The 25,507-nt window shown below is 56.3% G+C and carries 23 protein-coding genes and 11 pseudogenes; 22 read left to right on the forward strand and 12 right to left on the reverse strand.

What is annotated here, in order from left to right:
- Positions 1-35: 35 nt before the first annotated feature.
- Together yedD and fliE are read right to left on the reverse strand one after the other, a co-directional pair.
- Positions 36-449 carry a lipoprotein YedD gene (gene yedD, locus ACJ9Y9_RS14905; protein ID WP_028019586.1) on the reverse strand — a complete coding sequence of 138 codons (414 nt, stop codon included), beginning with the start codon at positions 447-449 and terminating at the stop codon, positions 36-38.
- 74 nt (positions 450-523) lie between these two features.
- Entirely contained in the window at positions 524-838 is a 315-nt protein-coding gene (gene fliE, locus ACJ9Y9_RS14910; protein ID WP_028019587.1) for a flagellar hook-basal body complex protein FliE, read from the reverse strand.
- 228 nt (positions 839-1,066) lie between these two features.
- Here fliE and fliF point away from each other — a divergent pair, with 228 nt between their 5' ends.
- From fliF to rcsA, 14 genes and pseudogenes are all read left to right on the forward strand, one after another.
- Positions 1,067-2,746: a flagellar basal-body MS-ring/collar protein FliF gene (gene fliF / locus ACJ9Y9_RS14915; protein WP_028019588.1), complete on the forward strand. Its 1,680-nt coding sequence runs from the start codon at positions 1,067-1,069 to the stop codon at positions 2,744-2,746.
- On the forward strand, positions 2,739-3,737 hold the full coding sequence (gene fliG, locus ACJ9Y9_RS14920; RefSeq protein ID WP_008500327.1) for a flagellar motor switch protein FliG: 999 nt from the start codon (positions 2,739-2,741) through the stop codon (positions 3,735-3,737). The genes fliF and fliG overlap by 8 nt, the downstream gene beginning before the upstream one ends.
- Positions 3,730-4,437: a flagellar assembly protein FliH gene (gene fliH / locus ACJ9Y9_RS14925; protein WP_028019589.1), complete on the forward strand. Its 708-nt coding sequence runs from the start codon at positions 3,730-3,732 to the stop codon at positions 4,435-4,437. The genes fliG and fliH overlap by 8 nt, the downstream gene beginning before the upstream one ends.
- Positions 4,437-5,807 (forward strand): flagellar protein export ATPase FliI, encoded by a 1,371-nt coding sequence (gene fliI / locus ACJ9Y9_RS14930; protein ID WP_028019590.1) that lies wholly within the window; start codon positions 4,437-4,439, stop codon positions 5,805-5,807. Before fliH ends, fliI begins: the two co-directional genes overlap by 1 nt.
- Positions 5,808-5,828: 21 nt before the next feature.
- Entirely contained in the window at positions 5,829-6,272 is a 444-nt protein-coding gene (gene fliJ, locus ACJ9Y9_RS14935) for a flagellar export protein FliJ (protein ID WP_006811155.1), read from the forward strand.
- Positions 6,269-7,498, forward strand: coding sequence for a flagellar hook length control protein FliK (fliK, locus tag ACJ9Y9_RS14940; RefSeq protein WP_028019591.1), 1,230 nt, complete (start codon positions 6,269-6,271; stop codon positions 7,496-7,498). Before fliJ ends, fliK begins: the two co-directional genes overlap by 4 nt.
- Before the next feature lie 106 nt (positions 7,499-7,604).
- Entirely contained in the window at positions 7,605-8,075 is a 471-nt protein-coding gene (gene fliL / locus ACJ9Y9_RS14945; RefSeq protein WP_028019592.1) for a flagellar basal body-associated protein FliL, read from the forward strand.
- Positions 8,076-8,079: 4 nt separating this feature from the next.
- Positions 8,080-9,084, forward strand: a complete 1,005-nt coding sequence (fliM, locus tag ACJ9Y9_RS14950; protein WP_028019593.1) for a flagellar motor switch protein FliM — start codon at positions 8,080-8,082, stop codon at positions 9,082-9,084.
- Positions 9,081-9,494, forward strand: a complete 414-nt coding sequence (fliN, locus tag ACJ9Y9_RS14955; protein ID WP_028019594.1) for a flagellar motor switch protein FliN — start codon at positions 9,081-9,083, stop codon at positions 9,492-9,494. The genes fliM and fliN overlap by 4 nt, the downstream gene beginning before the upstream one ends.
- 2 nt (positions 9,495-9,496) lie before the next feature.
- A complete protein-coding gene (fliO, locus tag ACJ9Y9_RS14960) occupies positions 9,497-9,871 on the forward strand; it encodes a flagellar biosynthetic protein FliO (RefSeq protein WP_028019595.1) in 375 nt (124 codons plus the stop codon).
- The gene (gene fliP, locus ACJ9Y9_RS14965) at positions 9,871-10,608 is read left to right on the forward strand and encodes a flagellar type III secretion system pore protein FliP (RefSeq protein WP_008500316.1); all 738 of its coding nucleotides are present in this window, start codon (positions 9,871-9,873) and stop codon (positions 10,606-10,608) included. Before fliO ends, fliP begins: the two co-directional genes overlap by 1 nt.
- A 9-nt stretch (positions 10,609-10,617) precedes the next feature.
- A complete protein-coding gene (gene fliQ, locus ACJ9Y9_RS14970; RefSeq protein ID WP_008500315.1) occupies positions 10,618-10,887 on the forward strand; it encodes a flagellar biosynthesis protein FliQ in 270 nt (89 codons plus the stop codon).
- Between the two features lie 7 nt (positions 10,888-10,894).
- A pseudogene (gene fliR / locus ACJ9Y9_RS14975) lies at positions 10,895-11,696 on the forward strand (flagellar biosynthetic protein FliR).
- Between the two features lie 278 nt (positions 11,697-11,974).
- Positions 11,975-12,598: a transcriptional regulator RcsA gene (gene rcsA / locus ACJ9Y9_RS14980; protein ID WP_008500313.1), complete on the forward strand. Its 624-nt coding sequence runs from the start codon at positions 11,975-11,977 to the stop codon at positions 12,596-12,598.
- A gap of 102 nt (positions 12,599-12,700) precedes the next feature.
- On the opposite strand, the gene dsrB is transcribed toward rcsA, so the two are convergent.
- Positions 12,701-12,889 carry a protein DsrB gene (gene dsrB / locus ACJ9Y9_RS14985; protein ID WP_013097741.1) on the reverse strand — a complete coding sequence of 63 codons (189 nt, stop codon included), beginning with the start codon at positions 12,887-12,889 and terminating at the stop codon, positions 12,701-12,703.
- A 136-nt stretch (positions 12,890-13,025) separates the two neighbouring features.
- Between dsrB and yodD the strand changes: the two genes are divergently transcribed.
- Together yodD and ACJ9Y9_RS14995 are read left to right on the forward strand one after the other, a co-directional pair.
- Positions 13,026-13,253 (forward strand): YodD family peroxide/acid resistance protein, encoded by a 228-nt coding sequence (gene yodD / locus ACJ9Y9_RS14990; RefSeq protein ID WP_028019596.1) that lies wholly within the window; start codon positions 13,026-13,028, stop codon positions 13,251-13,253.
- A gap of 300 nt (positions 13,254-13,553) precedes the next feature.
- A complete protein-coding gene (locus ACJ9Y9_RS14995; RefSeq protein WP_028019597.1) occupies positions 13,554-14,372 on the forward strand; it encodes a mannosyl-3-phosphoglycerate phosphatase-related protein in 819 nt (272 codons plus the stop codon).
- Here ACJ9Y9_RS14995 and ACJ9Y9_RS15000 read toward each other — a convergent pair.
- Entirely contained in the window at positions 14,339-14,467 is a 129-nt protein-coding gene (locus ACJ9Y9_RS15000) for a hypothetical protein (RefSeq protein WP_407226183.1), read from the reverse strand. The two genes, ACJ9Y9_RS14995 and ACJ9Y9_RS15000, sit on opposite strands and share 34 nt — an antisense overlap.
- A gap of 102 nt (positions 14,468-14,569) precedes the next feature.
- On the opposite strand from ACJ9Y9_RS15000, the pseudogene ACJ9Y9_RS15005 reads away from it, so the two are divergent.
- From ACJ9Y9_RS15005 to ACJ9Y9_RS15020, 4 pseudogenes are all read left to right on the forward strand, one after another.
- Positions 14,570-16,247: pseudogene (locus ACJ9Y9_RS15005) on the forward strand (Mu transposase C-terminal domain-containing protein).
- Positions 16,248-16,249: 2 nt separating this feature from the next.
- Positions 16,250-17,161, forward strand: a pseudogene (locus tag ACJ9Y9_RS15010) (TniB family NTP-binding protein).
- Positions 17,158-18,382 (forward strand): annotated as a pseudogene (locus tag ACJ9Y9_RS15015) (TniQ family protein). The pseudogenes ACJ9Y9_RS15010 and ACJ9Y9_RS15015 overlap by 4 nt, the downstream one beginning before the upstream one ends.
- A 60-nt stretch (positions 18,383-18,442) precedes the next feature.
- Positions 18,443-19,057, forward strand: a pseudogene (locus ACJ9Y9_RS15020) (recombinase family protein).
- Between the two features lie 38 nt (positions 19,058-19,095).
- Here the strand turns inward: ACJ9Y9_RS15020 and ACJ9Y9_RS15025 are convergent.
- The 5 genes and pseudogenes from ACJ9Y9_RS15025 to ACJ9Y9_RS15045 form a co-directional block, all read right to left on the reverse strand.
- Positions 19,096-19,380: pseudogene (locus tag ACJ9Y9_RS15025) on the reverse strand (DUF3330 domain-containing protein); the annotation flags it as partial.
- 48 nt (positions 19,381-19,428) lie between these two features.
- On the reverse strand, positions 19,429-19,665 hold the full coding sequence (gene merE, locus ACJ9Y9_RS15030; RefSeq protein ID WP_005413392.1) for a broad-spectrum mercury transporter MerE: 237 nt from the start codon (positions 19,663-19,665) through the stop codon (positions 19,429-19,431).
- Entirely contained in the window at positions 19,662-20,027 is a 366-nt protein-coding gene (gene merD / locus ACJ9Y9_RS15035) for a mercury resistance co-regulator MerD (RefSeq protein ID WP_031942307.1), read from the reverse strand. The genes merE and merD overlap by 4 nt, the downstream gene beginning before the upstream one ends.
- Before the next feature lie 111 nt (positions 20,028-20,138).
- Positions 20,139-20,775 (reverse strand): annotated as a pseudogene (gene merB / locus ACJ9Y9_RS15040) (organomercurial lyase MerB).
- A gap of 14 nt (positions 20,776-20,789) precedes the next feature.
- Positions 20,790-21,002: pseudogene (locus ACJ9Y9_RS15045) on the reverse strand (mercuric reductase); the annotation flags it as partial.
- 70 nt (positions 21,003-21,072) lie between these two features.
- On the opposite strand from ACJ9Y9_RS15045, the pseudogene merR reads away from it, so the two are divergent.
- A pseudogene (merR, locus tag ACJ9Y9_RS15050) lies at positions 21,073-21,505 on the forward strand (Hg(II)-responsive transcriptional regulator).
- A gap of 78 nt (positions 21,506-21,583) precedes the next feature.
- Positions 21,584-22,587, forward strand: a pseudogene (locus tag ACJ9Y9_RS15055) (IS110-like element IS5075 family transposase).
- A gap of 338 nt (positions 22,588-22,925) precedes the next feature.
- On the opposite strand, the pseudogene dgcQ reads toward ACJ9Y9_RS15055, so the two are convergent.
- From dgcQ to ACJ9Y9_RS15070, 3 genes and pseudogenes are all read right to left on the reverse strand, one after another.
- A pseudogene (gene dgcQ, locus ACJ9Y9_RS15060) lies at positions 22,926-24,131 on the reverse strand (cellulose biosynthesis regulator diguanylate cyclase DgcQ); the annotation flags it as partial.
- A gap of 75 nt (positions 24,132-24,206) precedes the next feature.
- Complete coding sequence (locus tag ACJ9Y9_RS15065; protein WP_028019599.1) at positions 24,207-24,389, reverse strand: YodC family protein; 183 nt, start codon at positions 24,387-24,389, stop codon at positions 24,207-24,209.
- A 77-nt stretch (positions 24,390-24,466) separates the two neighbouring features.
- Positions 24,467-25,381 (reverse strand): DUF808 domain-containing protein, encoded by a 915-nt coding sequence (locus tag ACJ9Y9_RS15070; RefSeq protein ID WP_192831230.1) that lies wholly within the window; start codon positions 25,379-25,381, stop codon positions 24,467-24,469.
- Positions 25,382-25,507: the final 126 nt, after the last annotated feature.

Below are 25,507 nucleotides of genomic sequence, written 5' to 3' on the forward strand. Positions count from 1 at the left end.
GCCGGGTAAGCGTCAGCGCCACCCGGCAAAATTGGTTAAGGCGCCTTACTCTCCAGCGGATTTTTGCTCAGGTAATCAGCACACTCAACCGTTGGGCGGTCCACCTTCTGCAACTCCAGTCCGTCGTACTTAAGCGTTAAACCATCACGTTCCAGCGGATAGATATCCAGCTTGCGGGTTACATTGTAATAACTGTCTGAACGCAGCATGATTTTACCCGGCACGGCAATCACGCGCTGCCACTGACGGCAGTCAAGCGTATCGCCCTCTTCCGTCACCACCAGCGTGGCAATCGCCTCCGGGCTGACCATTTTGCTCTGCGGCCCTTTTGACTGCCAGTATCCCGCCAGCTCCGCCGGAACAGGATGCTTGATCACTTCTTTATAGTTATCGACCTGAACGCACCCGGTCAGTGCCAGCAGCGCACCAGCAATTGCTATTTTTTTCATCACCTTTCCTGCATTCGAAGAAAAAAATATTGTGGCATTAAAGCGCTAAGGCTGCCAGCGAAGATCGACAGGTCTTAAACCTGCATCCCCATCACTTCCTGGTAAGCCGACACCAGCTTGTTACGCACCTGGATCCCCATCTGCAGGGACACCGAAGCTTTTTGCAAATCGGTCATCACATCATTCAGGGCCACACCCGGTTCACCGAGGGTGAACTTCTCTGCCTGGGTCCGTGCGGCGGTCTGGGTATCGCTGATACGGTCAAGAGCGGCATGCAGTTGCCCTGCAAAGCTGATGCTCGGCTGTTGTTCTGCCACATTCTGATTACGGGCCGTCATCGCCGTTGCCTGCAACTGACTGATTACCCCTTCAATACCCTGTATAGCCATGACTCTCCCCTGGATGGTTTTTTACGCGGTCAAGACTAACAGCTTGTCAATAAGATAATGGCGGTAAATAGCGTGAAAAAACCAGGTTATTTGACGCATAGAAAATCACGAATCATCAAATAATGGCAGGGCCATCAATATGGAACTTTTGTCGTGTTTGCCGACCCGGGAGTCAGTTTTGTTTCTCTACACGAATAACGTAAACCACCAGGATTTAAGAGGTGCGCAATGAGTGCAACAGCATCGACAGCGCCACAAAATAAATCACTCGAGTGGATGAACCGCCTTCGCGCGAATCCTAAAATCCCGTTGATCGTGGCAGGCGCTGCCGCAATTGCGATCCTTGTAGCGATGGTCCTGTGGGCGAAAAGCCCTGATTACCGGACGCTCTACAGTAACCTTTCCGATCAGGATGGCGGTGCCATCGTCACCCAGCTTACCCAGATGAACATCCCTTATCGCTTTGCCGATAACGGGGGGGCGCTTGAGGTTCCTGCGGATAAGGTGCACGAACTGCGTCTGCGTCTGGCGCAGCAGGGGCTGCCGAAAGGTGGCGCAGTCGGTTTTGAACTACTGGATCAGGAAAAATTCGGTATCAGCCAGTTCAGCGAGCAGGTGAACTACCAGCGTGCGCTGGAAGGCGAACTGGCTCGTACCATTGAAACATTAGGCCCGGTGAAAAGCGCCCGTGTGCACCTGGCGATGCCTAAACCTTCTTTATTTGTCCGCGAGCAGAAATCACCTTCCGCCTCCGTTACCGTGAATCTCGAACCTGGCCGAGCGCTGGACGAAGGGCAAATTAGCGCGGTGACGCATCTCGTCTCCAGCGCTGTCGCCGGTCTGCCACCGGGTAACGTGACGCTGGTTGACCAGAGTGGTCATCTGCTGACGCAATCCAATACCGCCGGTCGCGATCTGAATGACGCGCAACTGAAATATGCCGCGGATGTTGAAAACCGTCTCCAGCGTCGTATTGAAGCGATCCTCGGTCCGGTTGTGGGCAACAGTAACGTGCACGCGCAGGTGACCGCGCAGATCGACTTCTCTAATAAAGAACAGACCGAAGAGCAGTACAGCCCTAACGGTGATGCCGCTCAGGCGGTGATGCGTTCTCGCCAGATCAATTCGAGCGAACAGTCTGGGGGGGCATACCCTGGCGGTGTTCCGGGTGCGCTGTCTAACCAGCCTGCCCCTGCTAACGCAGCACCTATTTCTACACCTCCGGCAAACCAGCAGAACGGTCAGCAAAATAACCAGCAGACTACGTCAACGGCCAATAATGCCGGTCCACATACCAGCAGCCGTAACGAAACCACGAACTACGAAGTGGATCGGACGATTCGCCACACTAAACTGAACGTTGGCGATATTCAGCGTCTTTCTGTTGCGGTAGTGGTGAACTACAAGACGCTTCCAAATGGCAAACCGCTGGCGCTGACAGCCGAGCAGATGAAGCAGATCGAAGACCTGACTCGTGAAGCAATGGGTTACTCCGAGAAGCGTGGTGATAGCCTCAACGTGGTGAACTCACCGTTCAACGCGGTGGATGAGACCGGTGGTGAATTGCCGTTCTGGCAACAGCAGGCGTTTATCGATCAGCTGATGTCCGCGGGTCGCTGGCTGCTGGTGCTGATTGTCGCATGGCTGCTGTGGCGTAAAGGCGTTCGTCCGCAGCTCCAGCGTCGAGCTGAAGCCGAGAAAGCCGCTCGCGAACAGATGAGCGCGCGTCAGGAAGTGGAAGAAGCGGTTGAAGTACGCCTCAGCAAAGATGAACAAATGCAGCAACGCCGTGCTAACCAGCGCATGGGCGCTGAGGTGATGAGCCAGCGCATTCGCGAAATGTCAGATAACGATCCGCGCGTCGTGGCGCTGGTCATCCGCCAGTGGATGGGTAACGAACATGAGTAATACGCTTACAGGCACCGATAAAAGCGTCATCCTGTTGATGACCATTGGCGAAGATCGCGCGGCAGAGGTGTTTAAACACCTCTCCCAGCGAGAAGTGCAAATTCTCAGTGCAGCCATGGCCAACGTGCGTCAAATCTCCAATAAACAGCTGACCGAAGTGCTGTCGGAATTTGAGCAGGAAGCCGAACAGTTTGCCGCGCTCAACGTCAACGCCAACGACTACCTGCGCTCCGTGCTGGTCAAGGCGCTGGGCGAAGAGCGTGCCGCCAGCCTGCTGGAAGATATTCTGGAAACGCGCGATACCGCCAGCGGTATCGAAACGCTCAACTTTATGGAACCGCAGAGTGCCGCCGACCTTATCCGCGACGAGCACCCGCAGATTATTGCCACCATCCTTGTCCACCTCAAACGTGGTCAGGCGGCCGATATTCTGGCGCTGTTCGAAGAGCGTCTGCGCCATGATGTGATGCTGCGTATCGCGACCTTCGGCGGCGTGCAGCCAGCCGCACTGGCGGAGCTGACAGAAGTACTGAACAACCTGCTCGACGGTCAGAACCTCAAGCGCAGCAAAATGGGCGGCGTGAGAACGGCGGCGGAAATCATCAACCTGATGAAAACCCAGCAGGAAGAGGCGGTTATTACCGCAGTACGCGAATTCGACGGCGAGCTGGCACAGAAAATTATCGACGAGATGTTCCTGTTCGAAAACCTGGTCGAAGTGGACGATCGCAGCATCCAGCGCCTGCTCCAGGAAGTGGACTCCGAGTCGCTGCTTATCGCCCTCAAAGGTGCCGAGCAGCCACTGCGCGAGAAGTTCCTGCGCAACATGTCTCAGCGTGCGGCAGATATCCTGCGCGACGACCTTGCCAACCGTGGCCCGGTACGTCTGTCTCAGGTGGAAAACGAACAGAAAGCGATCCTGCTTATTGTTCGTCGTCTGGCGGAAACCGGCGAGATGGTGATTGGCAGCGGAGACGACACCTATGTCTAATGAGATGCCGTGGAAGCGCTGGACACCGGACGATCTGGCACCTCCCCTCTCCGAATTCACGCCAGCGGTGGTATCGCCCGTGGAGCTCGACCCGGACGCTGAGCAGCCCGAACTGAGTGAAGAGGAGCAACAAGCACAGATGCTGGCTCAGCTGCAGATGCAGGCGCACGAGCAAGGTTATAATGCCGGTCTGAACGAAGGCCGGCAGAAGGGCCACGAGCAAGGGTATCAGGAAGGTCTGGCGAAAGGGTTAGAGCACGGTATTGATCAGGCGCGACAGCAGCAGGCGCCGATCCATGCCCGCATGCAGCAGCTGGTCAGCGAGTTCCAGCACACGCTGGATGCGCTGGACAGCGTGATTGCATCACGACTAATGCAGATGGCGCTGGAAGCCGCGCGTCAGGTTATCGGCCAGACGCCGGTGGTGGATAACACTGCGCTGATCAAACAAATTCAGGGGCTGCTGCAACAAGAGCCGCTGTTCAGCGGGAAGCCTCAGCTACGCGTTCACCCGGACGACCTGCAGCGCGTGGAAGAGAGCCTGGGGGCGACGCTAAACCTGCACGGCTGGCGTCTGCGCGGTGACCCGTCGTTACATCACGGCGGCTGCAAAGTCTCTGCCGATGAGGGTGACCTGGATGCCAGCGTGGCTACCCGCTGGCAGGAACTGTGTCGCCTTGCGGCACCGGGAGTCGTCTGATGACCGCACGCCTCACCCGCTGGCTCACAACGCTCGACAACTTTGAGACGAAGATGGCGCAACTGCCATCTGTTCGTCGTTATGGGCGACTGACGCGCGCCACCGGGCTGGTACTGGAGGCTACCGGCCTGCAGCTTCCGCTGGGTGCGACCTGCGTCATTGAGCGTCAGGATGGTCTGGAAACGCGCGAAGTCGAAAGCGAAGTGGTCGGTTTTAACGGCCAGCGTCTGTTTCTGATGCCGCTTGAAGAGGTGGAAGGCATTCTTCCCGGTGCTCGTGTATACGCCAAAAACATTATCGGTGATGGACTGCAGAGCGGGAAACAGCTGCCGCTTGGCCCTGCCCTGCTGGGCCGCGTGCTGGACGGCAGCGGTAAACCGCTTGACGGTCTGCCTTCACCGGACACCACGGAAACCGGCGCACTCATTACTCAGCCCTTTAACCCCCTGCAACGAACGCCTATTGAGCATGTGCTGGATACCGGCGTGCGTCCGATCAACGCCCTGCTGACTGTAGGCCGTGGACAACGTATGGGCCTGTTCGCCGGGTCTGGCGTGGGGAAATCCGTGCTGCTCGGCATGATGGCACGCTACACTCAAGCCGATGTTATCGTCGTGGGTCTGATCGGCGAGCGTGGGCGTGAAGTTAAAGACTTTATCGAAAACATTCTGGGGGCGGAAGGTCGCGCCCGCTCGGTGGTTATCGCCGCACCGGCAGATGTCTCGCCGTTATTGCGTATGCAGGGTGCAGCGTATGCCACCCGTATCGCCGAAGATTTCCGTGACCGCGGCAAGCACGTGCTGCTGATCATGGATTCCCTGACCCGTTACGCGATGGCACAGCGTGAAATCGCGCTGGCTATTGGTGAGCCTCCGGCGACCAAAGGCTACCCGCCTTCGGTATTCGCCAAGCTCCCTGCTCTGGTAGAACGTGCAGGGAACGGCATCAGCGGCGGCGGCTCCATTACCGCGTTCTATACGGTACTGACCGAGGGAGATGATCAGCAGGACCCGATTGCCGATTCCGCGCGTGCGATCCTTGACGGTCACATTGTGCTGTCGCGTCGTCTGGCCGAAGCCGGGCACTATCCGGCCATTGATATTGAAGCCTCTATCAGCCGCGCAATGACGGCGCTGATAACCGAGAAGCACTACGCCCGCGTGCGTAATTTCAAACAACTCCTCTCCAGCTTCCAGCGTAACCGCGATCTGGTCAGCGTGGGGGCGTATGCCAAAGGCAGCGACCCGATGCTCGACAAAGCGATTAACCTGTGGCCGCAGCTGGAGGCGTTTTTGCAACAAGGCATTTTTGAACGTGCCGACTGGGAAGATTCAATTCAGGCACTGGAGCTGATTTTCCCGCAGGTGTAACACAGGTGGAGGGCGAAGGTTATGGCGCAAAACAGCGCGTTATCAACGCTGAAAGATCTGGCTGAAAAAGAAGTTGATGATGCCGCATTGCAGCTTGGCGCAATGCGACGCGGGTGCCAGCAGGCTGAAGAACAGTTGAAGATGTTAATCGACTATCAGCATGAATATCGCACCAACCTCAATACCGATATGACACAGGGCATTGGCAGTCAGCGCTGGATTAACTATCAGCAGTTTATACAGACGCTGGAGAAGGCGATAGAGCAGCATCGCCAGCAGCTTAACCAGTGGACCCAGAAAGTGGATACCGCGCTGAATTTCTGGCGCGAGAAAAAACAGCGGCTGCAGGCCTGGCAAACCTTACAGGATCGGCAGATTGCAGCCTCGACCCTGGCGGAAAACCGTCTGGATCAGAAAAAAATGGATGAGTTTGCCCAGCGCGCATCAATGAGGAAACCGGAATGATCACACTGCAACAACTGCTGATGAGCGACAGCGACCTGTCAGGCGGCACGCTGACAGGGAAAGGCACTGACGGTGCGCAAGACTTTCTCTCTCTGCTGGCGGGCGCCCTGACGGATGCAACCGGCAAAGGCAAGGATGCGCCACTGACCCTGGCTGACCTGAAAGCCGCTGGCAGTAAACTGTCAAAAGTTGCTCAGGACGCCAGGGGCGATACCGCGCTGCAGGCTAAAATAACGGACCTGCTCTCGCGTCAGGGTGTGCTGAATAGCGATGAAGCGTCCTCAACCACGCCGCTGGAAACGCTGGTCTCCGGACTGACGCCGCTTTCAAAGGGAGATGCCCTGAAGACCCTGAATACAGCCAGCAAAGATGACAGCAAAAGCGAACTGAGCGAAGAAGAACTGGCAGGTTTGAGTGCGCTGATGGCGATGCTCCCCCACCAGCAGACCAGCACAGCTCACGCGACAGGCACTGACGGTATTACCGCGAAGTCTGTTCTGAGTTCAGCGACGCTTGCACAGAATGGCGCGGGACAATCGTCCCAGAACACCCCGCTGGCAGGCCATGATAAAGCCCAGCTTTCTGCGTCGTATCAGAGTCAGGGCAAACACAGCGACCCTGTTCTGCCTGACAACGCGCCCGCGACACCGGCTGTAACCGCTGCCGTGGAGAAACAAGAACTCGCCAGCGCGTCGTCTTCAACATCGCCGACCGCAACCCTGGCGCCAGTGATGTCCAGCCACGCGACCAGCCAGCCGGCCGCCACCGTTGCCACTGCGCCGGTGTTAAGCCAGCCTCTGGGAACTCACGAATGGCAGCAATCCCTGAGCCAGCACATCACGCTGTTCACTAAGCAGGGACAACAGACAGCGGAGCTGCGTCTGCACCCGGAAGATCTGGGTCAGGTGCAAATTTCGCTTAAACTGGATGATAACCAGGCGCAACTGCAGATGGTCTCGGCGCACAGCCACGTGCGTGCAGCACTGGAAGCAGCCCTGCCGGTACTACGGACATCGCTGGCTGAGAACGGTATTCAGCTTGCGCAGAGCAGCGTCAGCAGTGAGAGCTTTGCCGGGCAGCAGCAGTCCTTCTCCCAGCAGCAACAGCAGGCTTCGCGTTCCGGTAATACCGGCGGATTTAATGAAGAGAGTGATGAGATACTGCCTACCCCTGCCGCCCTGCAATCCGCAGCACGTGGCAACAGCGCCGTAGACATCTTCGCCTAAACGCCAGAGGTAACGTGATTATCCCCGTCTTTTCCACGCTTTGACGTCGGCAGGACACGGGATAATCACCTTATTAAGCTGTACCGAAACAGGAAGCTCGTATCAGATGACTGACTCCGCTATCACCAAAAAAAGTAAGCGTTCCATCTGGATCCCGCTGCTGGTGTTGATCACGCTCGCCGCCTGCGCCACCGCGGGCTATAGTTACTGGCGTATGCAGCAGGAACCTTCGACCGCTGCGGCCAAAGCCGAACCAGCACCACCGCCGGCACCGGTATTTTTCCCTCTCGATACCTTCACCGTGAATCTCGGTGATGCGGATCGTGTGCTGTATGTCGGTATTACGCTGCGCCTGAAGGATGAGGCCACGCGTGCGCGCCTGAATGATTATCTTCCTGAAGTGCGTAGCCGCCTTCTGCTGCTGTTCTCTCGTCAGGATGCTTCGACGCTGGCCACCGATGTCGGCAAGCAAAAGCTGGTCGACGCCATTAAACAAACGCTGGCGACCCCGCTGGTAAACGGCCAACCTAAGCAGGAAGTCACTGACGTTCTGTATACAGCCTTCATTCTGCGGTAACGACATGGGCGACAGTATTCTTTCTCAGGCAGAAATCGATGCGCTGCTTAACGGCGACAGCGATAAGAGTGATGATCCGCAACCGGGTCTTGGCGGCGATAGCGATATTCGCCCCTATGACCCGAATACCCAGCGTCGCGTGGTACGTGAGCGTCTGCAGGCGCTGGAGATCATTAACGAACGTTTTGCACGTCAGTTCCGTATGGGGCTGTTTAACCTGCTGCGTCGTAGCCCGGACATCACGGTCGGTGCGATCCGTATTCAGCCGTATCATGAGTTTGCCCGCAACCTGCCGGTGCCAACCAACCTTAACCTGATTCATCTGAAGCCGCTGCGCGGCACTGGACTGGTGGTGTTTTCGCCAAGCCTGGTGTTCATTGCGGTGGATAACCTGTTCGGCGGCGACGGGCGTTTCCCGACCAAAGTAGAAGGTCGTGAATTTACCCACACCGAGCAGCGCGTGATTAACCGTATGCTGAAGCTGGCGCTGGAATCTTACAGCGACGCGTGGAAAGCCATTAACCCACTGGACGTGGAGTACGTACGTTCTGAGATGCAGGTGAAATTTACCAATATCACCACCTCTCCAAACGATATCGTCGTCAACACGCCGTTCCATGTGGAAATCGGTAACCTGACCGGGGAATTCAACATTTGCCTGCCGTTTAGCATGATCGAACCGCTGCGTGAACTGTTGGTTAACCCGCCGCTGGAGAACTCACGCAACGAAGACCAGAACTGGCGTGAAAACCTGGTACGTCAGGTTCAGCATTCGCAGCTTGAGCTGATCGCGAGTTTTGCCGATATCCCGCTGCGGTTATCCCAGATACTGAAATTACAACCCGGCGATGTCCTGCCGATAGAAAAACCCGACCGCATTATTGCCCATGTGGATGGTGTCCCGGTGCTGACAAGCCAGTACGGCACACTTAACGGTCAGTATGCGTTACGCGTTGAGCACTTGATCAACCCGATATTGAATTCGCTGAATGAGGAACAGCCCAAATGAGTGACATGAACAATCCGTCCGATGAAAACAGCGGAGCACTGGACGATCTGTGGGCTGACGCGTTAAACGAGCAACAATCCACCCCGAGCAAAAGCGCGGCGGATGCGGTATTCCAGCAGCTTGGTGGGGGTGATGTCAGCGGCACGCTGCAGGACATCGACCTGATTATGGACATCCCCGTTAAGCTGACCGTGGAACTGGGACGCACCCGTATGACCATTAAAGAGCTGCTGCGCCTGACGCAGGGTTCCGTGGTGGCGCTGGACGGTCTGGCCGGTGAGCCGCTGGATATCCTGATCAACGGCTATCTGATTGCCCAGGGTGAAGTCGTAGTGGTTGCCGATAAATACGGCGTTCGTATCACCGACATCATTACCCCATCAGAACGTATGCGTCGTCTGAGCCGTTAAGCATGAAAACTCAGGCAACAATATCACAACCTTCTGCCGTCCCCGGCTCACCTCTGCTCCAGGTGAGCGGGGCGTTGTTCGGTATTATTGCCTTTATTCTTATCGCCGCATGGCTGGCGAAACGCGTTGGTCTGGCGGGTAAAACCGCCGGTACCCGCGGTCTGAAGGTCAGCGCCAGCACCACACTGGGGCCACGGGAACGCGTGGTCATTGTCGATGTGGAAGATGCGCGTTTGGTTCTGGGCGTCACTGCCTCAAACATCAACGTATTACATAAACTGCCGCCCGCTCCTGTTCTGGTGGACGAGCGCGCAGACGCCCCTGCGGATTTCCAGTCCGTTATGAAGAGTTTGCTTAAGCGTTCCGGGAGATCCTGATGCGCCGTTTGTTATCCCTTACGCTTGCGGGCGTGGGTCTGTTTGCTCCCGCGGTTTATGCGCAACTGCCTGGTCTGGTCTCAACGCCCCTCGCTGGCGGCGGCCAAAGCTGGTCGCTCCCGGTTCAGACACTGGTTTTCATCACCTCGCTGACGTTTATTCCGGCCATCCTGCTGATGATGACCAGCTTCACCCGCATCATCATCGTCTTTGGTCTGCTGCGAAACGCGCTAGGAACCCCTTCCGCACCGCCAAACCAGGTTCTGCTGGGGCTGGCGCTGTTTTTGACCTTTTTCATTATGTCGCCGGTGATCGATAAGATTTATACCGACGCTTACCAGCCGTTCAGCGAAGACAAAATCTCCATGCAGGAGGCGCTGGATAAAGGCGCGCAACCGCTGCGAGAATTTATGCTGCGCCAGACGCGTGAAGCGGATCTGGCACTCTTTGCTCGCCTGTCCAACACCGGTGAGCTTCAGGGTCCGGAAGCGGTTCCGATGCGTATTCTGCTGCCCGCCTATGTCACCAGCGAGCTGAAAACCGCGTTTCAGATTGGCTTTACCATTTTTATTCCGTTCCTGATTATCGACCTGGTGATCGCCAGCGTGCTGATGGCGCTGGGTATGATGATGGTTCCTCCCGCCACCATTGCCCTGCCCTTTAAGATCATGCTCTTCGTGCTGGTCGATGGCTGGCAGCTGCTGGTCAGTTCTCTGGCCCAGAGTTTCTACAGTTAAGGAACGGCGATGACACCCGAATCGGTCATGATGATGGGCACGGAAGCGATGAAAATCGCGATAGCCGTTGCCGCGCCTTTGTTGCTTGTCGCGCTGGTAACCGGTCTGATTATCAGTATTCTGCAGGCCGCCACGCAGATTAACGAAATGACGCTGTCATTCATCCCGAAAATTATCGCCGTGTTCGTGGCGATTATCGTTGCCGGGCCGTGGATGCTGAACCTGTTGCTGGACTATATGCGCAACCTGTTTACCAATCTGCCGTACATCATCGGCTGACCTGACGATGCTGCACTTCACCAGCGACCAGTGGGTTCAGTGGCTTGGCGTCTATTTCTGGCCGATGCTGCGCATCATGGCGCTGATCTCAACAGCCCCGATTCTCAGTGAGAAATCGATCCCCAAGCGTGTCAAAGTGGGGCTGGGCATTATCATTTCCATTATCGTCGCGCCCTCTCTCCCTCCCGTGGATATTCCGATTTTCTCGGCCAATGCGGTATGGGTGGCATTGCAGCAGGTGATGATTGGCGTCGCCGTCGGCTTTACCATGCAACTCGCCTTTGCCGCCGTGCGCACCGCAGGGGAACTCATCGGCCTGCAGATGGGCTTATCGTTTGCCACGTTCGTCGATCCCGGCAGCCATCTCAACATGCCTGTGCTGGCGCGCATTATCGACCTGTTGGCCATGCTGTTGTTCTTGTCGTTCAACGGTCATCTGTGGCTCATCTCCATGCTGGTGGATACGTTCCATACGCTGCCAATTGGTGAGAACCCGGTGAACAGCAATGCTTTTCTGGCGCTCACCCGTGCCGCAGGGCTGATATTCCTGAACGGGCTGATGCTCGCGCTACCGATTATCACGCTGCTGCTGACAGTAAACCTGGCATTAGGTTTACTGAACCGAATGGCGCCGCAGTTATCGGTGTTTGTCATTGGTTTTCCGCTGACGTTGACGGTCGGAATTTTATTAATGTCATTACTCATGCCACTTATCGCCCCCTTCTGTGAACATTTATTCGGCGAGATATTCAACCTGTTAGCGGATATTGTCAGCGAACTGCCACGTAAATAATAGCCCTCACTATTGATATTGTCTTTCTGAGGATATTCCTAAAATAAAACCTGAAAAACATCTTCCAGGATATATCTGACGCGGTTTAATTGTTTCTAAGCACCTCACAATACTTAATAATTACTTTACTTTAAGAAGATTCCTGGCAAATTATACGTAACTTTACGGGATAGTGAGTCCGCCTGAAAGTCTTTGTCATGCTCACAGGTTTATTATTTTTTTCCATCCCGTATGGCTGTTTTGAGCTCTCAGGCAGATGGTGAATTATCGTTACGCATTGAGTGAGGGTATGCCATGTCAACGATCATTATGGATTTATGCAGCTACACCCGGCTAGGGTTAACCGGGTACCTGGCAAGCAGAGGGGTAAGAAAGAGAGACATCAACGATGCACACACCGTTGACGAACTCGCAGCCGCTTGTGACGAACTAAAACCAGGCGTGGTGTTTATTAATGAGGACTGTTTCATTCACGATCCAGCCAACAGTCAGCACATTAAGCAAATCATTAATCAGCATCCAAAGACCCTGTTTATTGTTTTTATGGCGATCGCGAATATCCATTTCGATGAGTATTTATTGGTCCGTAAAAACTTATTAATCAGCTCTAAATCGATTAAACCAGAGTCGCTGGATGACATTCTGGGTGATTATTTGAATAAAGAAGTTAAAAATGTAGGAGCGGTTAACTTACCCACCCTATCATTAAGCAGGACTGAATCAAGTATGCTGAGAATGTGGATGGCGGGCCAAGGAACTATTCAGATCTCAGACCAGATGAATATTAAAGCTAAAACCGTTTCGTCACACAAAGGAAATATTAAAAGGAAAATTAAAACGCATAATAAGCAAGTGATCTACCACGTAGTACGCCTGACCGATAATGTGACGAACGGGATTTTCGTCAACATGCGTTAGTCGCTTAAGACCCTGTGCACCCTACCTTTGATCTCTGGCCTGGCCAGAGATTTTTGCTTCTGAGAACGTTGTCGGGTACGCGCTGTGCCACCCGACGCCGAGCTACTCTGCTTTCTCAACAAAAATGCCGTCAGGATGGCCCAGTTCGTTAAAAAACCAGATGCCAAGCGGGTAGTCTTCCAGTGATACCAGGTACATTGTGCCTTCGCTAAACTCTTCAATTGCCAGTACCACACCCGGGCGGCGCGGCCCACCGTCCGTTTTAACGGTTACCCGATCGTTGACCTTCATACATTCCTCCTCTGGTTTTGAGCCAGTGTAGAACAAAACGCAAAAACGCACATCGCCGTCCGGCGCGAATGGCGTTTTTATACACAGGCTATACTTAACCCTGGACACGTTTGTAGGTTGAAAGAGGAGTCCCGTAATGAAGACCGACAAAGCTTACAGCGACACCATCAAACGCGACGTCGAAGTGGATGTCGATGCCCTGCTGGCCGCGATCAATGAGATCAGTGAATCAGAAGTCCGTCGTATGGACGATAATTCTGACCGCGTCATTGTTAACGGAAGGGATTATCACACCTATCGTGAACTGGCTGAGGCCTTCGAGCTTGATATTCATGACTTTAGCGTGTCTGAAGCAAATCGGTAGCACGAAAAAAATCCCGGTCATGGGGATGGCCGGGATCAAAACTTGCTTATGCAAGAAGCACTTGAAATTCGTTACACCAGGAAACCTGATGTACATGCCACACTATCCCCAACAATTTTGCCTGACAAGCATATATTCTCGGAATGAATATAACATTTTTAACATATTGATTTTTGTTATGAGCGATAACATACGCCGAATGCGGGTTTGCCTGGGATAGTTCCCTTTTCCAGGATTTCCCTTTCCGTTATTTTTTAGGAATATTCTTAATCTCTGACGCATCCGTTATCTGGAGCCACTATGCCTTCACTGCAGGACACGCTGCTGATTTTTTCTGACCTGGATGGCTCGTTGCTGGATATTCATACCTATGACTGGCAGCCAGCGATACCCTGGCTCGACAGGCTGCTGGATAACCAGGTACCGGTCATTCTTTGCAGCAGTAAGACGGTGGCAGAGATGCTTGAGATCCAGCAGGAGCTGGGGCTGGAAGGTTTACCGCTTATTGCCGAAAACGGCGCAGTGATTCAGCCTGATGTCCGCTGGGAAATGGGTCAGCGCCACATCAGAGGGATGTCGCACCAGGATATCCACCGGCTGATTGAACAAATCCGCCTGCAGTTGCGCGTTAAATTCACCACCTTTGACGACGTCGATGAACGGGTTATCAGCGAGTGGACCGGGCTGACGCGCTATCGCTCAGCCCTTGCACGTAAGCATGAAGCCTCCGTCACGCTTATCTGGCGCGACACCGATGAGAAAATGGTTGAGTTTGAAGAGGTGCTGGCGCGAAGTGGCCTGAAATGCCTGCAAGGCGCCCGTTTCTGGCATATTCTGGACGCCCGCTGTGGTAAGGACGTTGCGGTTAACTGGCTTATTGAGCAGTACCGTGAGCAGGAAGATATCACTCCTGTCACCCTGGGACTCGGTGATGGCCCCAATGATGCCCCCCTGTTGGACAGCATGGACTTCGCTGTCGTCATCAAAGGGATAAACCGACAGGGTATCGTGCTGCGAGACACTTCCCCTGCGCGGGTCTATTACACTCAGCAGCCCGGACCGGCTGGCTGGAGTGAGGGGCTGGATCACTTCTTGTCGTCATCGCGCCAGATAACCTGATTACGTCCCCCCTGTTTTGCCAGATACAGACGGGTATCGGCAATCGACTGCAGCTGTTCAAAGTTGTAGTTCCCTTTTTCATGAGCACAGCTCACGCCAAATGATGCAGTGCGACTCCTGACAACGCAATATCAGAAGTCATCTGCACCAATCTCGACTATGCTCAATACTCGTGTGCACCAAAGCGAGGTGTGAGCATGGCGTCAGACACATCATTGATTGCCGAGCAAGGCGTGGCCACCCTGCCCGATGCGGCTTGGGCGCAGGCCCGGCAACGGGCGGAAATCATCGGGCCGCTGGCAGCGCTTGATGTGGTCGGGCATGAAGCCGCCGATGCCGCTGCTCACGCGCTTGGCCTGTCCGGGCGGCAGGTGTATGTCCTAATCCGCCGTGCCCGGCAAGGTGCTGGGCTTGTGACGGACCGGCTCGCAGCCGATCCGGCGGCGGAAAAGGCAAGGGACGCTTGCCGGAATCAGTTGAGCGCATCATCCGCGAGTTGCTGCAAAAGCGCTTCCTGACCAAGCAGAAGCGTAGCCTGCAGCGTTCCACCGCGAGGTCGCGCAGGCTTGCAAAGCGCAAAAGCTGCGGGCGCCGGCGCGCAACACCGTGGCTCTGCGGATCGCCGGCCTCGATCCGCTCAAGGCCACTCGCCGCCGGGAAGGTCAGGATGCGTCCCGCAGCCTGCAAGGTGTCGGTGGTGAGCCTCCCGCCGTGACCGCGCCACTGGAACAAGTGCAGATTGATCACACGGTCATCGACCTGATCGTGGTGGACGAGCGCGACCGGCAACCGATTGGCCGTCCGTATCTGACCATCGCCATCGACGTGTTTACCCGCTGCGTGCTCGGCATGGTCGTCACGCTGGAAGCGCCGTCATCTGTTTCGGTCGGCCTGTGCCTTGTGCATGTCGCCTGCGACAAGCGTCCCCGGCTGGAGGGTCTGAACATAGAAATGGAGTGGCCGATGAGCGCAAGCCCAGCTGCTCTACCCGGACAACGCGGCCGAGTTCAAGAGCGAAGCGCTACGCCGAGGCTGCGAGCAGCATGGCATCCGGCTTGACTATCGCCCGCTCGGGCAGCCGCACTACGGCGGCATCGTGGAACGGATCATCGGCACGGCGATGCAGATGATCCACGACGAATTGCCGGGACGACCTTCTCCAACCCTGACCAGCGCGGCGACTACGATTCCGAAAACAAGGCCGCCCTGACGCTGCGTGAGCTGGAGCGCTGGCTCACATTGGCGGTCGGCACCTACCACGGCTCCGTGCACAACGGCCTGCTCCAGCCGCCGGCAGCGCGCTGGGCCGAAGCTATCGCGCGGACCGGCGTGCCAACCGTCATCACTCGCACCACGGCTTTTCTGGTCGATTTTCTGCCCATCATCCGCCGCACGCTGACCCGCACCGGCTTCGTCATCGACCACATCCATTACTACGCCGATGCGCTCAAGCCGTGGATAGCTCGGCGCGACCGCTTGCCTGCGTTCCTGATCCGGCGCGACCCGCGCGACATCAGCCGCATTTGGGTGCTGGAGCCGGAGGGGCAGCACTATCTGGAAATTCCATACCGCACCTTGTCGCACCCGGCTGTCACCCTCTGGGAACAACGACAGGCGCTGGCGAAATTGCGGCAGCAAGGGCGCGAACAGGTGGATGAGTCGGCGCTGTTTCGCATGATCGGCCAGATGCGCGAAATCGTGTCCACCGCGCAGAAAGCTACGCGCAAGGCGCGGCGCGACGCGGATCGACGCCAGCATCTCAAGGCAACGGCAGTTCTTTTCAAAACCACGCCACCACCGGACGCGGACATGGCTGACCCGCAGGCAGACAACCAGCCACCTGCCAAACCGTTCGACCAGATTGAGGAGTGGTAGCCGTGGAAGAATATCCCATCATCGACTTGTCCCACCTGATGCCGGTGTGGCCCGGGGCTTGGCCCGTCTTCCGGCGGACGAACGCATCCATCGCCTTCGCGCTGACCGCTGGATCGGCTATCCGCGAGCAGTCGAGGCGCTGAATCGGCTGGAAGCCCTGTATGCGTGGCCGAACAAACAACGCATGCCCAACCTGCTGTTGGTCGGTCCAACCAACAACGGCAAGTCGATGATCGTCGAGAAATTCCGCCGCACCCACCCGGCCAGCTCCGACGCCGACCAGGAGCACATTCCGGTACTGGTCGTGCAGATGCCATCCGAACCGTCGGTAATCCGCTTCTACGTCGCGCTACTTGCCGCGATGGGCGCGCCATTGCGCCCGCGCCCACGGCTGCCGGAAATGGAGCAATTGGCGCTGGCACTGCTACGCAAGGTCGGCGTGCGCATGCTGGTGATCGACGAATTGCACAACGTCCTCGGCCGGCAACAGCGTCAACCGCCGGGAATTCCTCAACCTGCTGCGTTTCCTCGGCAACGAGCTGCGCATCCCGCTGGTCGGGGTCGGCACACGCGATGCCTACTTGGCGATCCGCTCGGACGACCAGTTGGAAAACCGCTTCGAGCCGATGATGCTGCCGGTGTGGGAGGCCAACGACGATTGCTGCTCACTGCTGGCCAGCTTCGCGGCTTCGCTCCCGCTGCGGCGACCCTCGTCGATTGCCACGCTGGATATGGCCCGCTACCTGCTCACGCGCAGCGAGGGCACCATCGGCGAGCTGGCGCACCTGTTGATGGCGGCGGCCGTCGCTGCCGTGGAGAGCGGTGAGGAAGCGATCAACCATCGCACGCTCAGCATGGCCGATTACACCGGTCCCAGCGAGCGGCGGCGGCAATTCGAGCGGGAACTGATGTGAAGCCAGCGCCACACTGGCCACTGCATCCGGCTCCCGAGGGAAGGCGAAGCCTTGTCTTCGTGGCTCAACCGCGTGGCCCTTTGCTATCACATGGAGGTGTCCGAGCTGCTGGAGCACGATCTTGGTCACGGCCAGGTTGATGACTGGACACCGCGCCACCACTGGCGCTGCTGGCGATGCTCTCCCAGCGGAGCGGCATCGAGCCGGACCGGCTGCGTTGCATGAGTTTCGCCGGCTGGGTGCCTTGGCTACTGGACAGCCTTGATGATCAGATTCCAGATGCATTGGAAACCTATGCGTTCCAGCTCTCGGTGCTGCTGCCGAAACTCCGCCGTAGGACGCGATCCATCACGAGCTGGCGTGCCGGCTGCCCAGCCAGCCGATACATCGCGCCTGCCCGCTCTGTCTGAACGATCCGGAGAACCAAGCCGTACTGCTCGCGTGGAAGCTGCCCCTGATGCTGAGCTGCCCACTGCATGGCTGCTGGCTGGAATCCTATTGGGGCGTGCCGGGGCGGTTTCTCGGCTGGGAGAACGCCGACGCCGAACCGCGCACTGCCAGCGACGCGATTGCGGCGATGGACCAGCGTACCGGGCAGGCAGGCACTGACGACCGGCCACGTGGAGTTGCCGCGCCGACGCATCCACGCCGGATTGTGGTTTAGGCTTAGCTGCCACGCACGCTGCTCGATGAGCTGAACACCCCGCTTTCGACGTGCGGCACCTACGCGGGGTATCTCCGCCAAATCTGGGAATGCTGCGGGCATCCGCTGCGTGCTGGGCAAAGTCTGTGGCGACCGTATGAAACCCTGAACCCGGCAGTACGGTTGCAGATGCTGGAGGCGGCGGCAACGGCAATCAGCTTGATTGAGGTGAGGGATATAAGCCCGCCAGGCGAGCACGCAAAGCTATTCTGGTCCGAGCCCCAAACCGGGTTCACCAGTGGCCTGCCGGCGAAAGCGCCGAAGCCCGAACCCGTCGATCACTGGCAGCGTGCAATCCAGGCCATTGATGAGGCCATCATTGAAGCACGACACAACCCCGAGACGGCACGCTCGCTGTTCGCGTTGGCTTCCTATGGTCGGCGCGACCCCGCTTCCTTGGAACAGTTGCGCGCCACCTTCGCGAAGGAAGGCATCCCCCGGAATTTCTGTCACATTATGAGCCTAGCCTACCCTTTGCATGCCTTAGACAGAATGACGGGTTAAGTGACAAATTTTGACGTGCAGAGCTTCCCGATGCAAACTGTCACATAATCGAACGTATATGTGACAGGTACAAGATGCTGATTGGCTACATGCGAGTATCGAAGGCGGATGGCTCCCGGGCGACGGACTTGCAGCGCGATGCGCTGGTCGCGGCCGGTGTTGATCCGGCGCATCTCTATGAAGACCAAGCGTCCGGAAAACGCGAGGATCGTCCCGGTCTGGCGAGCTGTCTGAAGGCACTACGGCCAGGGCGACACGTTGGTCGTTTGGAAACTGGATCGGCTCGGGCGCGACCTGCGCCATCTGATCAATACCGTCCATGACCTGACCGGACGCGGCATCGGCCTCAAGGTGCTGACCGGGCACGGCGCGGCCATTGACACCACGACCGCCGCCGGCAAGCTGGTCTTCGGTATCTTCGCCGCGCTGGCCGAGTTCGAGCGCGAGTTGATCGCCGAGCGCACCGTGGCGGGCCTGGCCTCAGCACGGGCACGCGGCCGGAAAGGCGGCCGGCCGTTCAAGATGACCGCCGCCAAGCTGCGGCTGGCGATGGCGGCAATGGGGCAGTCAGAGACCAAGGTCGGCGACCTGTGCCGGAACTTGGCATCACGCGGCAGACCCTGTATCGGCATATTTCACCCAAGGGCGAGCTACGTCCAGATGGCGAGAAGCTACTCAGCCGAATTTGATGCCGACATGAGGCGACGTAGCGAAAGCGTGGTTTGTCTCAATTTGACGGCGGCGAACCGCAAGCGTTCGGTTCGCCGCTCGTTTCGGTCGCAGTGCTGGCCCGCGCCGGAAACGTTGATAACACTCCAGCCCGCAGAAGTGCTCGACGTACTCCGCGCCTTCCGGTGTGAAGGCGGCATCGAGCGGAATTTCCTTGCAGCACACGCAGCAACTGGTGGCGGTCGGATCATTTGCATTCATGGTGGCACCTCCATTGACTGACGAAGACGGCGAATGCCGCCGCCGGCATCGGCTTTGCGAACAGAAAGCCTTGCCCGCGCTCGAACGCTTGGGCCCTCCGCCGTAGTCCATCCATCCGGCCGGGAAGCGCTCATGATCTTTCCCTGAATGCCCGCAACGCCCGCGCCAGTGACAGAAGAAACAGGCCGGTCAAACCGAGCGCCGTGATGACCCAATACTCGACAAGGAATGCACCGGCGGTTGTGCCGGCCAGCACGGCAGCGAGGATGGACAGGTGGCAGGGGCAAGTCAGCACGGCCAGCGTGCCCCACAGGTAGCCGGTGAACGGTTTGTGCGTCTCGGCCGGCATGCGCTCGGGGCTGTTCATGGCAAACTCTCCGCATGCTGTGCCGGCGCGGTCGGCATGGCGGCCAACTGCACTTCCAGATTGGCCAACGCTTCGCGCCGGCGTTCGACGAACTGACGCAGCACAGCAAGCTGCGCGGCAGTTTCATCGCAGTTCGCCGCATCCAGCGCCCGGCACAGCCGCGCCAATGCGCCGAGGCCGATGCCCGCCTCGAAGGCGGCCCACACGAAGCACAGTCGCTGCAAGGCGGCGTCATCGAACAGGCCGTAGCCACCCGTGGTGCAGGCGACTGGCCGCAGCAATCCGCGCAGCAGGTAGTCGCGCACGATATGCACGCTCACCCCGGCATCAAGGGCCAGCCGGGACACCGTGTAGGCGTTCATCGAACACCTCCTTTTGGTCGGTTCACGGCAATGCATATACCGTTTCGCCGAGTTCAATCCGCGCGCTGCGAATCCGATGCCGGTGCCGTAGAACATTGGGTCGATATCCGATCACGGTGTCCTAGATGACATGGTCTGCAACAGATGTCGATTAAACTCGGCCCAAGCCGAAAGCCTCGTGGACACTGACGATCGCCAATCCTTCCAATCCTTGATGCTTGGAGGCCCAGTCTTCCGCCGTCGGGACAGATGCAAAGAAATGTACATGGCAACAGAAGGACTGACGAACGTCGGCTGCTTCCTGCGGCAATACCAAGGACACCGCCATGCCGGCAGGTTCGACAGCCTGTATCTCGCTGGGTGAAACCGTGAGTGAAACGGGTGCTCCGGTTGCAGCGCAATGCGATGAGACGCGAGCTGTACGGCCGATCAGCGCCGGAAATATCAAGGTGTCCAGCGCGCACCAGGCATACAGACGGCGGTCGTCAATTTCAAAGACATACGAAGTCTCGCGCAAGGTGAGGCCGTAGCCGATGATGTTCCCATCTTTGTCATATTCGGTACTGGTGGCCTGTTCGAGTACGGCGGCCACTCGCTCAGCGGGCCAGTCGAGAATCCCGGCAAGTGTCGTTCGTGAAACCGGACGCCCCTTGGCGAGTTCCCGCAGTAGCGGGACCAAGAGATCCGCAGTACCATTGGTACGATTGACCGAAGTGAGACGTTCTAAAATATATGGGGCGAGCTTCATGGTTCCATCTCCTTTCATCCTGCGCAGCAGGACAATTGTTTGACATCCTTGGTGAAGGTCTGCGCCGCGAGCTTCAGCCCCTCGACCATCGTCAGGTAGGGGAACAACTGGTCAGCCAGTTCCTGTACGGTCATGCGGTTACGGATCGCGAGCACCGCCGTCTGGATCAGCTCGCCCGCTTCCGGGGCCACTGCCTGTACCCCAATGAGTCGTCCGCTACCTTCCTCGGCTTGTCCTTTCGAATTTGAATTGGATAGCGTAACCTTACTTCCGTACTCATGTACGGAGTCAAGCGGTATGGAAAATAATTTGGAGAACCTGACCATTGGCGTTTTTGCCAAGGCAGCCGGCGTCAACGTGGAGACCATCCGGTTCTATCAGCGCAAGGGCTTGTTGCCCGAGCCGGACAAGCCCTATGGCAGCATTCGCCGCTATGGCGCGGCGGACGTGACACGGGTGCGATTCGTGAAATCGGCCCAGCGGTTGGGCTTCAGCCTGGATGAAATCGCCGAGTTGCTGCGGCTCGACGATGGCACCCACTGCGAGGAGGCCAGCAGCCGGCCGAGCACAAGCTCCAAGACGTGCGCGAGAAGATGGCCGATTTGGCGCGCATGGAGGCTGTGCTGTCTGACTGGTGTGCGCCTGCCATTCGCGGCAGGGGAATGTTTCGTGTCCGCTGATTGCGTCGTTGCAAGGTGGAACGAGCTTGGCAGGGGCTTCCACAGCTTAGCGTGCTTTATTTAATGAGATGGTCACTCCCTCCTTCCCAGTACTATGCTGAGGACAGGCTTTCATTCGGAGAACCATCATGGAAAACATTGCGCTTATTGGTATCGATCTGGGTAAGAACTCTTTCCATATTCATTGTCAGGATCATCGTGGGAAGGCCGTTTACCGTAAAAAATTCACCCGACCAAAGCTAATCGAATTTCTGGCGACATGCCCAGCAACAACCATCGCGATGGAAGCCTGTGGCGGTTCTCACTTTATGGCACGCAAGCTGGCAGAGTTAGGGCATTTTCCAAAGCTGATATCACCGCAATTTGTCCGCCCATTCGTTAAAAGCAACAAAAATGACTTCGTTGATGCTGAAGCTATCTGTGAAGCAGCATCACGTCCATCTATGCGTTTCGTGCAGCCCAGAACCGAATCTCAGCAGGCAATGCGAGCTCTGCATCGTGTCCGTGAATCCTGGTTCAGGATAAGGTGAAAACAACTAATCAGATGCATGCTTTTCTGCTGGAATTTGGTATCAGCGTTCCGCGAGGTGCTGCCGTTATTAGTCGACTGAGTACCCTTCTTGAGGACAGTAGTTTGCCTCTTTATCTCAGCCAGTTACTGCTGAAATTACAACAGCATTATCACTATCTTGTTGAGCAGATTAAAGATCTGGAATCTCAGTTGAAACGAAAGTTGGACGAAGATGAGGTTGGACAGCGCTTGCTGAGTATTCCCTGCGTTGGAACGCTGACTGCCAGTACTATTTCAACTGAGATTGGCGACGGGAAGCAGTACGCCAGCAGCCGTGACTTTGCGGCGGCAACAGGGCTGGTACCCCGACAGTACAGCACGGGAGGTCGGACGACATTGTTAGGGATTAGCAAGCGGGGCAACAAAAAGATCCGAACTTTGTTGGTTCAGTGTGCCGGGGTATTCATACAAAAACTGGAACACCAGTCTGGCAAGTTGGCCGACTGGGTCAGGGAGTTGTTGTGTCGGAAAAGCAACTTTGTCGTCACCTGTGCTCTGGCAAACAAGCTGGCCAGAATAGCCTGGGCACTGACGGCGCGACAGCAAACTTACGAAGCATAAAGGCAGAAATACACCAGTTTAAACAATCATTCATCTGGTTTTGCGAATACTGATATTGATGATACAAACGGCCCACCGGCCTGTTGAGGAACCTGTAAAACGGAAAGGCTCGCTGAAGCCGTATATTTTCTGGAGGTTCATCAGGCGCGGAACTCATCGAGGCGCGGGAATAAAATCCCATTCAGACGCCGGATAGATTCAAGCAAGCCAACTTATCGTCAAAATCGGTGTTGCAAAAACGGGAGTGACCATAGATTCCGTTTTCTGAGACGACCACAGATCAGAAAAGACTGTGCAGCCGACTCTTGATATTCCGTGCAGTCACCTTCTGAAAATGGCGGATCATGCCAGGCCTGCCACTGCAGTGAGCTTTGCAGTGCATACATGTTGCTCACCATTCGGCGGATCACCAGCCAGGAGATAAGCAGCATGGCCGTGAACAGTGCCCACAGCAGAGCCAGCACAATGCTGATGCTACCGAAATCACCCTGAACACCTTCATGCAGGGTATGCACTCGCAGAACGACGCCATCAAAGTGATCGAGCCGTTCCCAACTGATAAAACGACTGCCGAGACGGACTCCACCTTCCGTGTCACTTTCAATGGCATGCGCGATTTGCGCCATTTCACGTTCGTCAAAACGGTTCATCAGGCTGGCAGGGGATTCCGAAGAGGCAATCAAGTTGAGGCGCGAATCGTACAGCTGATATTCCCCTTCGGCATGATCGTCCGTTGCATCTGCCAGCAAACGCTTCATGGTGCTAAACGAAAAATCCATCGCCACTACGCCGTACCAGTAATGTTCAAAATAGATGGGTATGCTGGCCGTAATCATGCGTTCGTTGCCGGTCCAGGAGGACGCGGTAGAGATAAACCAGCGCACCGCCCGCGCACGATTGTTACGTTCAGACTGCTGCGTAAACCAGGGCTGGGTCACCAGGTGGTAATAACGCGTAATGATGTCGTCACTCTGCGCAGGCGTATCCGTGGAAAGATAAAACCCGGCGCGGGAGATATAGATAATCCGCTCTTCATTCTGTACCGTCGATGAGGCCAGACGTAGTAAGTAACCGACTTCAAGTGCAGCAGAAATTTCATTACGGATACGTTCATCGTCACGGTTGAGGAGTACCGTTTTTTCAACAAAGGCGTCTGATACGCCATTAATGGGGAGTGTGCGTTCTTTATCCACCGCCAGTTGCCAGGCAGGTCGATTCCGGAGGAGGTCAAAACGATCAACAGCCTGATGCAAAACGTCAAATGCCAGCGGTTTCTGCAGTGCGTCCCGCATGCTGTTGCGGAAAAATAGCGCCTTATCAACGCCAAATTGCAGCTGTCTGTCGAGCGAGCTGGCAACCGTTTCCAGATGATTGCGCTGGCTGGAGATATAGGCCTCTTCCAGCACCACCACCTCGCGCCAGGTCAGAAGAGTGGAGAAGATCAGTACGACGATAAAACAGGAATTAACAATCAGGCCAGGGTTGCTGCGCTTTTGCAGCCATTGAAAAAAAGATCGTCTTACAACAAATGTATCGCGCTGCACACACACTCTCCCTGATGACTGCCTACACCCGGTACCTGAAATAAAAAACGCCCGACAAAGCCGGGCGTTATGTGATTAAGCCTTGTCTCGTTTCTGCTGCCCATCACCCGGCTGAAGCTCATCTTCACGAAATGCTTCCCGCTTGATGCTGTAGCCATCGTGCCACCGACACTCCACCATTCCACTGGAATACCCGGTGACAATCATACGTGGGCCGCCCTTCTTAGGCTTAACTTCATCACTGACCAAAAAGACCATACCTGCCTCCTGTATCAGGGTGAAACTTTTTCAATTTAGACGAGGAATGGTCTTTTTGCATCTGTAACAGGTAGCAATTAGTGCGCCGTGCCACGCATTTTTTCGACCAACTTTACTGCCGCCACCACGATAGCGCCAATGATAAAGCCCAACACAAGATTCAGCAGCGTGGGCAGAATCGCCGCGACAACAGCACCCTGCGCAGTGGAGAAATGTTCGATAGCGTGATGCAATGGCGCAATACCGTGAACCACAATACCGCCGCCAACGAGGAACATCGCCAGCGTGCCGACCACGGATAAACTCTTCATCAGCCAGGGCGCCAGCACCAGTAAGCTTTTGCCTACCCCTTTTGCCACCGCGCTTGATTTCTCTTCCAGCCAGTAGCCGATATCATCCAGCTTAACGATCAACCCCACCAGACCGTACACCCCTACCGTGACCAGAATAGCGATCCCGGAGAGGATCAGAACCTGGTTCATCAGCGGTGCTTCAGACACAATCCCCAGCGTAATGGCGACGATCTCAGCAGAGAGAATAAAGTCGGTACGAATAGCCCCTTTCACTTTATCGCGCTCAAAGGTTTTCGGATCCTGCGCGGCCAGTGCTTCAAGACGCTGCTGGCGCATTTCAGGCGTATCGCTCTTATTACGTGCCGCGAACGAATGCAGGACTTTCTCGACGCCTTCGAAGCATAAAAATGCCCCACCAATCATCAGTAACGGCGTGATGGCCCAGGGAATAAACGCGCTGATCAGTAGCGCCAGTGGTACCAGAATCACTTTATTCAGGAATGAACCTTTCGCAACGCCCCACACCACCGGCAGTTCACGATTAGCCCTAACCCCACTCACCTGCTGGGCGTTAAGCGATAAATCATCTCCCAGAACGCCTGCGGTTTTCTTCGCTGCCAGTTTCCCCATCACTGAAATGTCATCCAGCAAGGTGGCAATATCATCCAGCAATGTTAATAAGCTACTTCCTGCCAAAATCTCAATCCTTCTTTTTTTGCTAATGTAGTGAATAGTATGGAGCAAAAGCGTGAACCCGGAAACAGGCACCTTTCGTCAACAAAAAATTCACATCAACCACACAATTAAAGGGCTCGCCAGCACGAT

Origin of the sequence: Enterobacter sp. CPE_E1241, from assembly GCF_045618265.1 — a bacterium.
Classification (GTDB): domain Bacteria; phylum Pseudomonadota; class Gammaproteobacteria; order Enterobacterales; family Enterobacteriaceae; genus Enterobacter; species Enterobacter adelaidei.

Bases quoted from the DNA above. Each gene is read 5' to 3' on its own strand.
- yedD (WP_028019586.1), bottom strand. From the start codon at position 449: ATGAAAAAAATAGCAATTGCTGGTGCGCTGCTGGCACTGACCGGGTGC.
- fliE (WP_028019587.1), bottom strand. From the start codon at position 838: ATGGCTATACAGGGTATTGAAGGGGTAATCAGTCAGTTGCAGGCAACG.
- fliF (WP_028019588.1), top strand. From the start codon at position 1,067: ATGAGTGCAACAGCATCGACAGCGCCACAAAATAAATCACTCGAGTGG.
- fliG (WP_008500327.1), top strand. From the start codon at position 2,739: ATGAGTAATACGCTTACAGGCACCGATAAAAGCGTCATCCTGTTGATG.
- fliH (WP_028019589.1), top strand. From the start codon at position 3,730: ATGTCTAATGAGATGCCGTGGAAGCGCTGGACACCGGACGATCTGGCA.
- fliI (WP_028019590.1), top strand. From the start codon at position 4,437: ATGACCGCACGCCTCACCCGCTGGCTCACAACGCTCGACAACTTTGAG.
- fliJ (WP_006811155.1), top strand. From the start codon at position 5,829: ATGGCGCAAAACAGCGCGTTATCAACGCTGAAAGATCTGGCTGAAAAA.
- fliK (WP_028019591.1), top strand. From the start codon at position 6,269: ATGATCACACTGCAACAACTGCTGATGAGCGACAGCGACCTGTCAGGC.
- fliL (WP_028019592.1), top strand. From the start codon at position 7,605: ATGACTGACTCCGCTATCACCAAAAAAAGTAAGCGTTCCATCTGGATC.
- fliM (WP_028019593.1), top strand. From the start codon at position 8,080: ATGGGCGACAGTATTCTTTCTCAGGCAGAAATCGATGCGCTGCTTAAC.
- fliN (WP_028019594.1), top strand. From the start codon at position 9,081: ATGAGTGACATGAACAATCCGTCCGATGAAAACAGCGGAGCACTGGAC.
- fliO (WP_028019595.1), top strand. From the start codon at position 9,497: ATGAAAACTCAGGCAACAATATCACAACCTTCTGCCGTCCCCGGCTCA.
- fliP (WP_008500316.1), top strand. From the start codon at position 9,871: ATGCGCCGTTTGTTATCCCTTACGCTTGCGGGCGTGGGTCTGTTTGCT.
- fliQ (WP_008500315.1), top strand. From the start codon at position 10,618: ATGACACCCGAATCGGTCATGATGATGGGCACGGAAGCGATGAAAATC.
- rcsA (WP_008500313.1), top strand. From the start codon at position 11,975: ATGTCAACGATCATTATGGATTTATGCAGCTACACCCGGCTAGGGTTA.
- dsrB (WP_013097741.1), bottom strand. From the start codon at position 12,889: ATGAAGGTCAACGATCGGGTAACCGTTAAAACGGACGGTGGGCCGCGC.
- yodD (WP_028019596.1), top strand. From the start codon at position 13,026: ATGAAGACCGACAAAGCTTACAGCGACACCATCAAACGCGACGTCGAA.
- ACJ9Y9_RS14995 (WP_028019597.1), top strand. From the start codon at position 13,554: ATGCCTTCACTGCAGGACACGCTGCTGATTTTTTCTGACCTGGATGGC.
- merE (WP_005413392.1), bottom strand. From the start codon at position 19,665: ATGAACAGCCCCGAGCGCATGCCGGCCGAGACGCACAAACCGTTCACC.
- merD (WP_031942307.1), bottom strand. From the start codon at position 20,027: ATGAACGCCTACACGGTGTCCCGGCTGGCCCTTGATGCCGGGGTGAGC.
- ACJ9Y9_RS15065 (WP_028019599.1), bottom strand. From the start codon at position 24,389: ATGGTCTTTTTGGTCAGTGATGAAGTTAAGCCTAAGAAGGGCGGCCCA.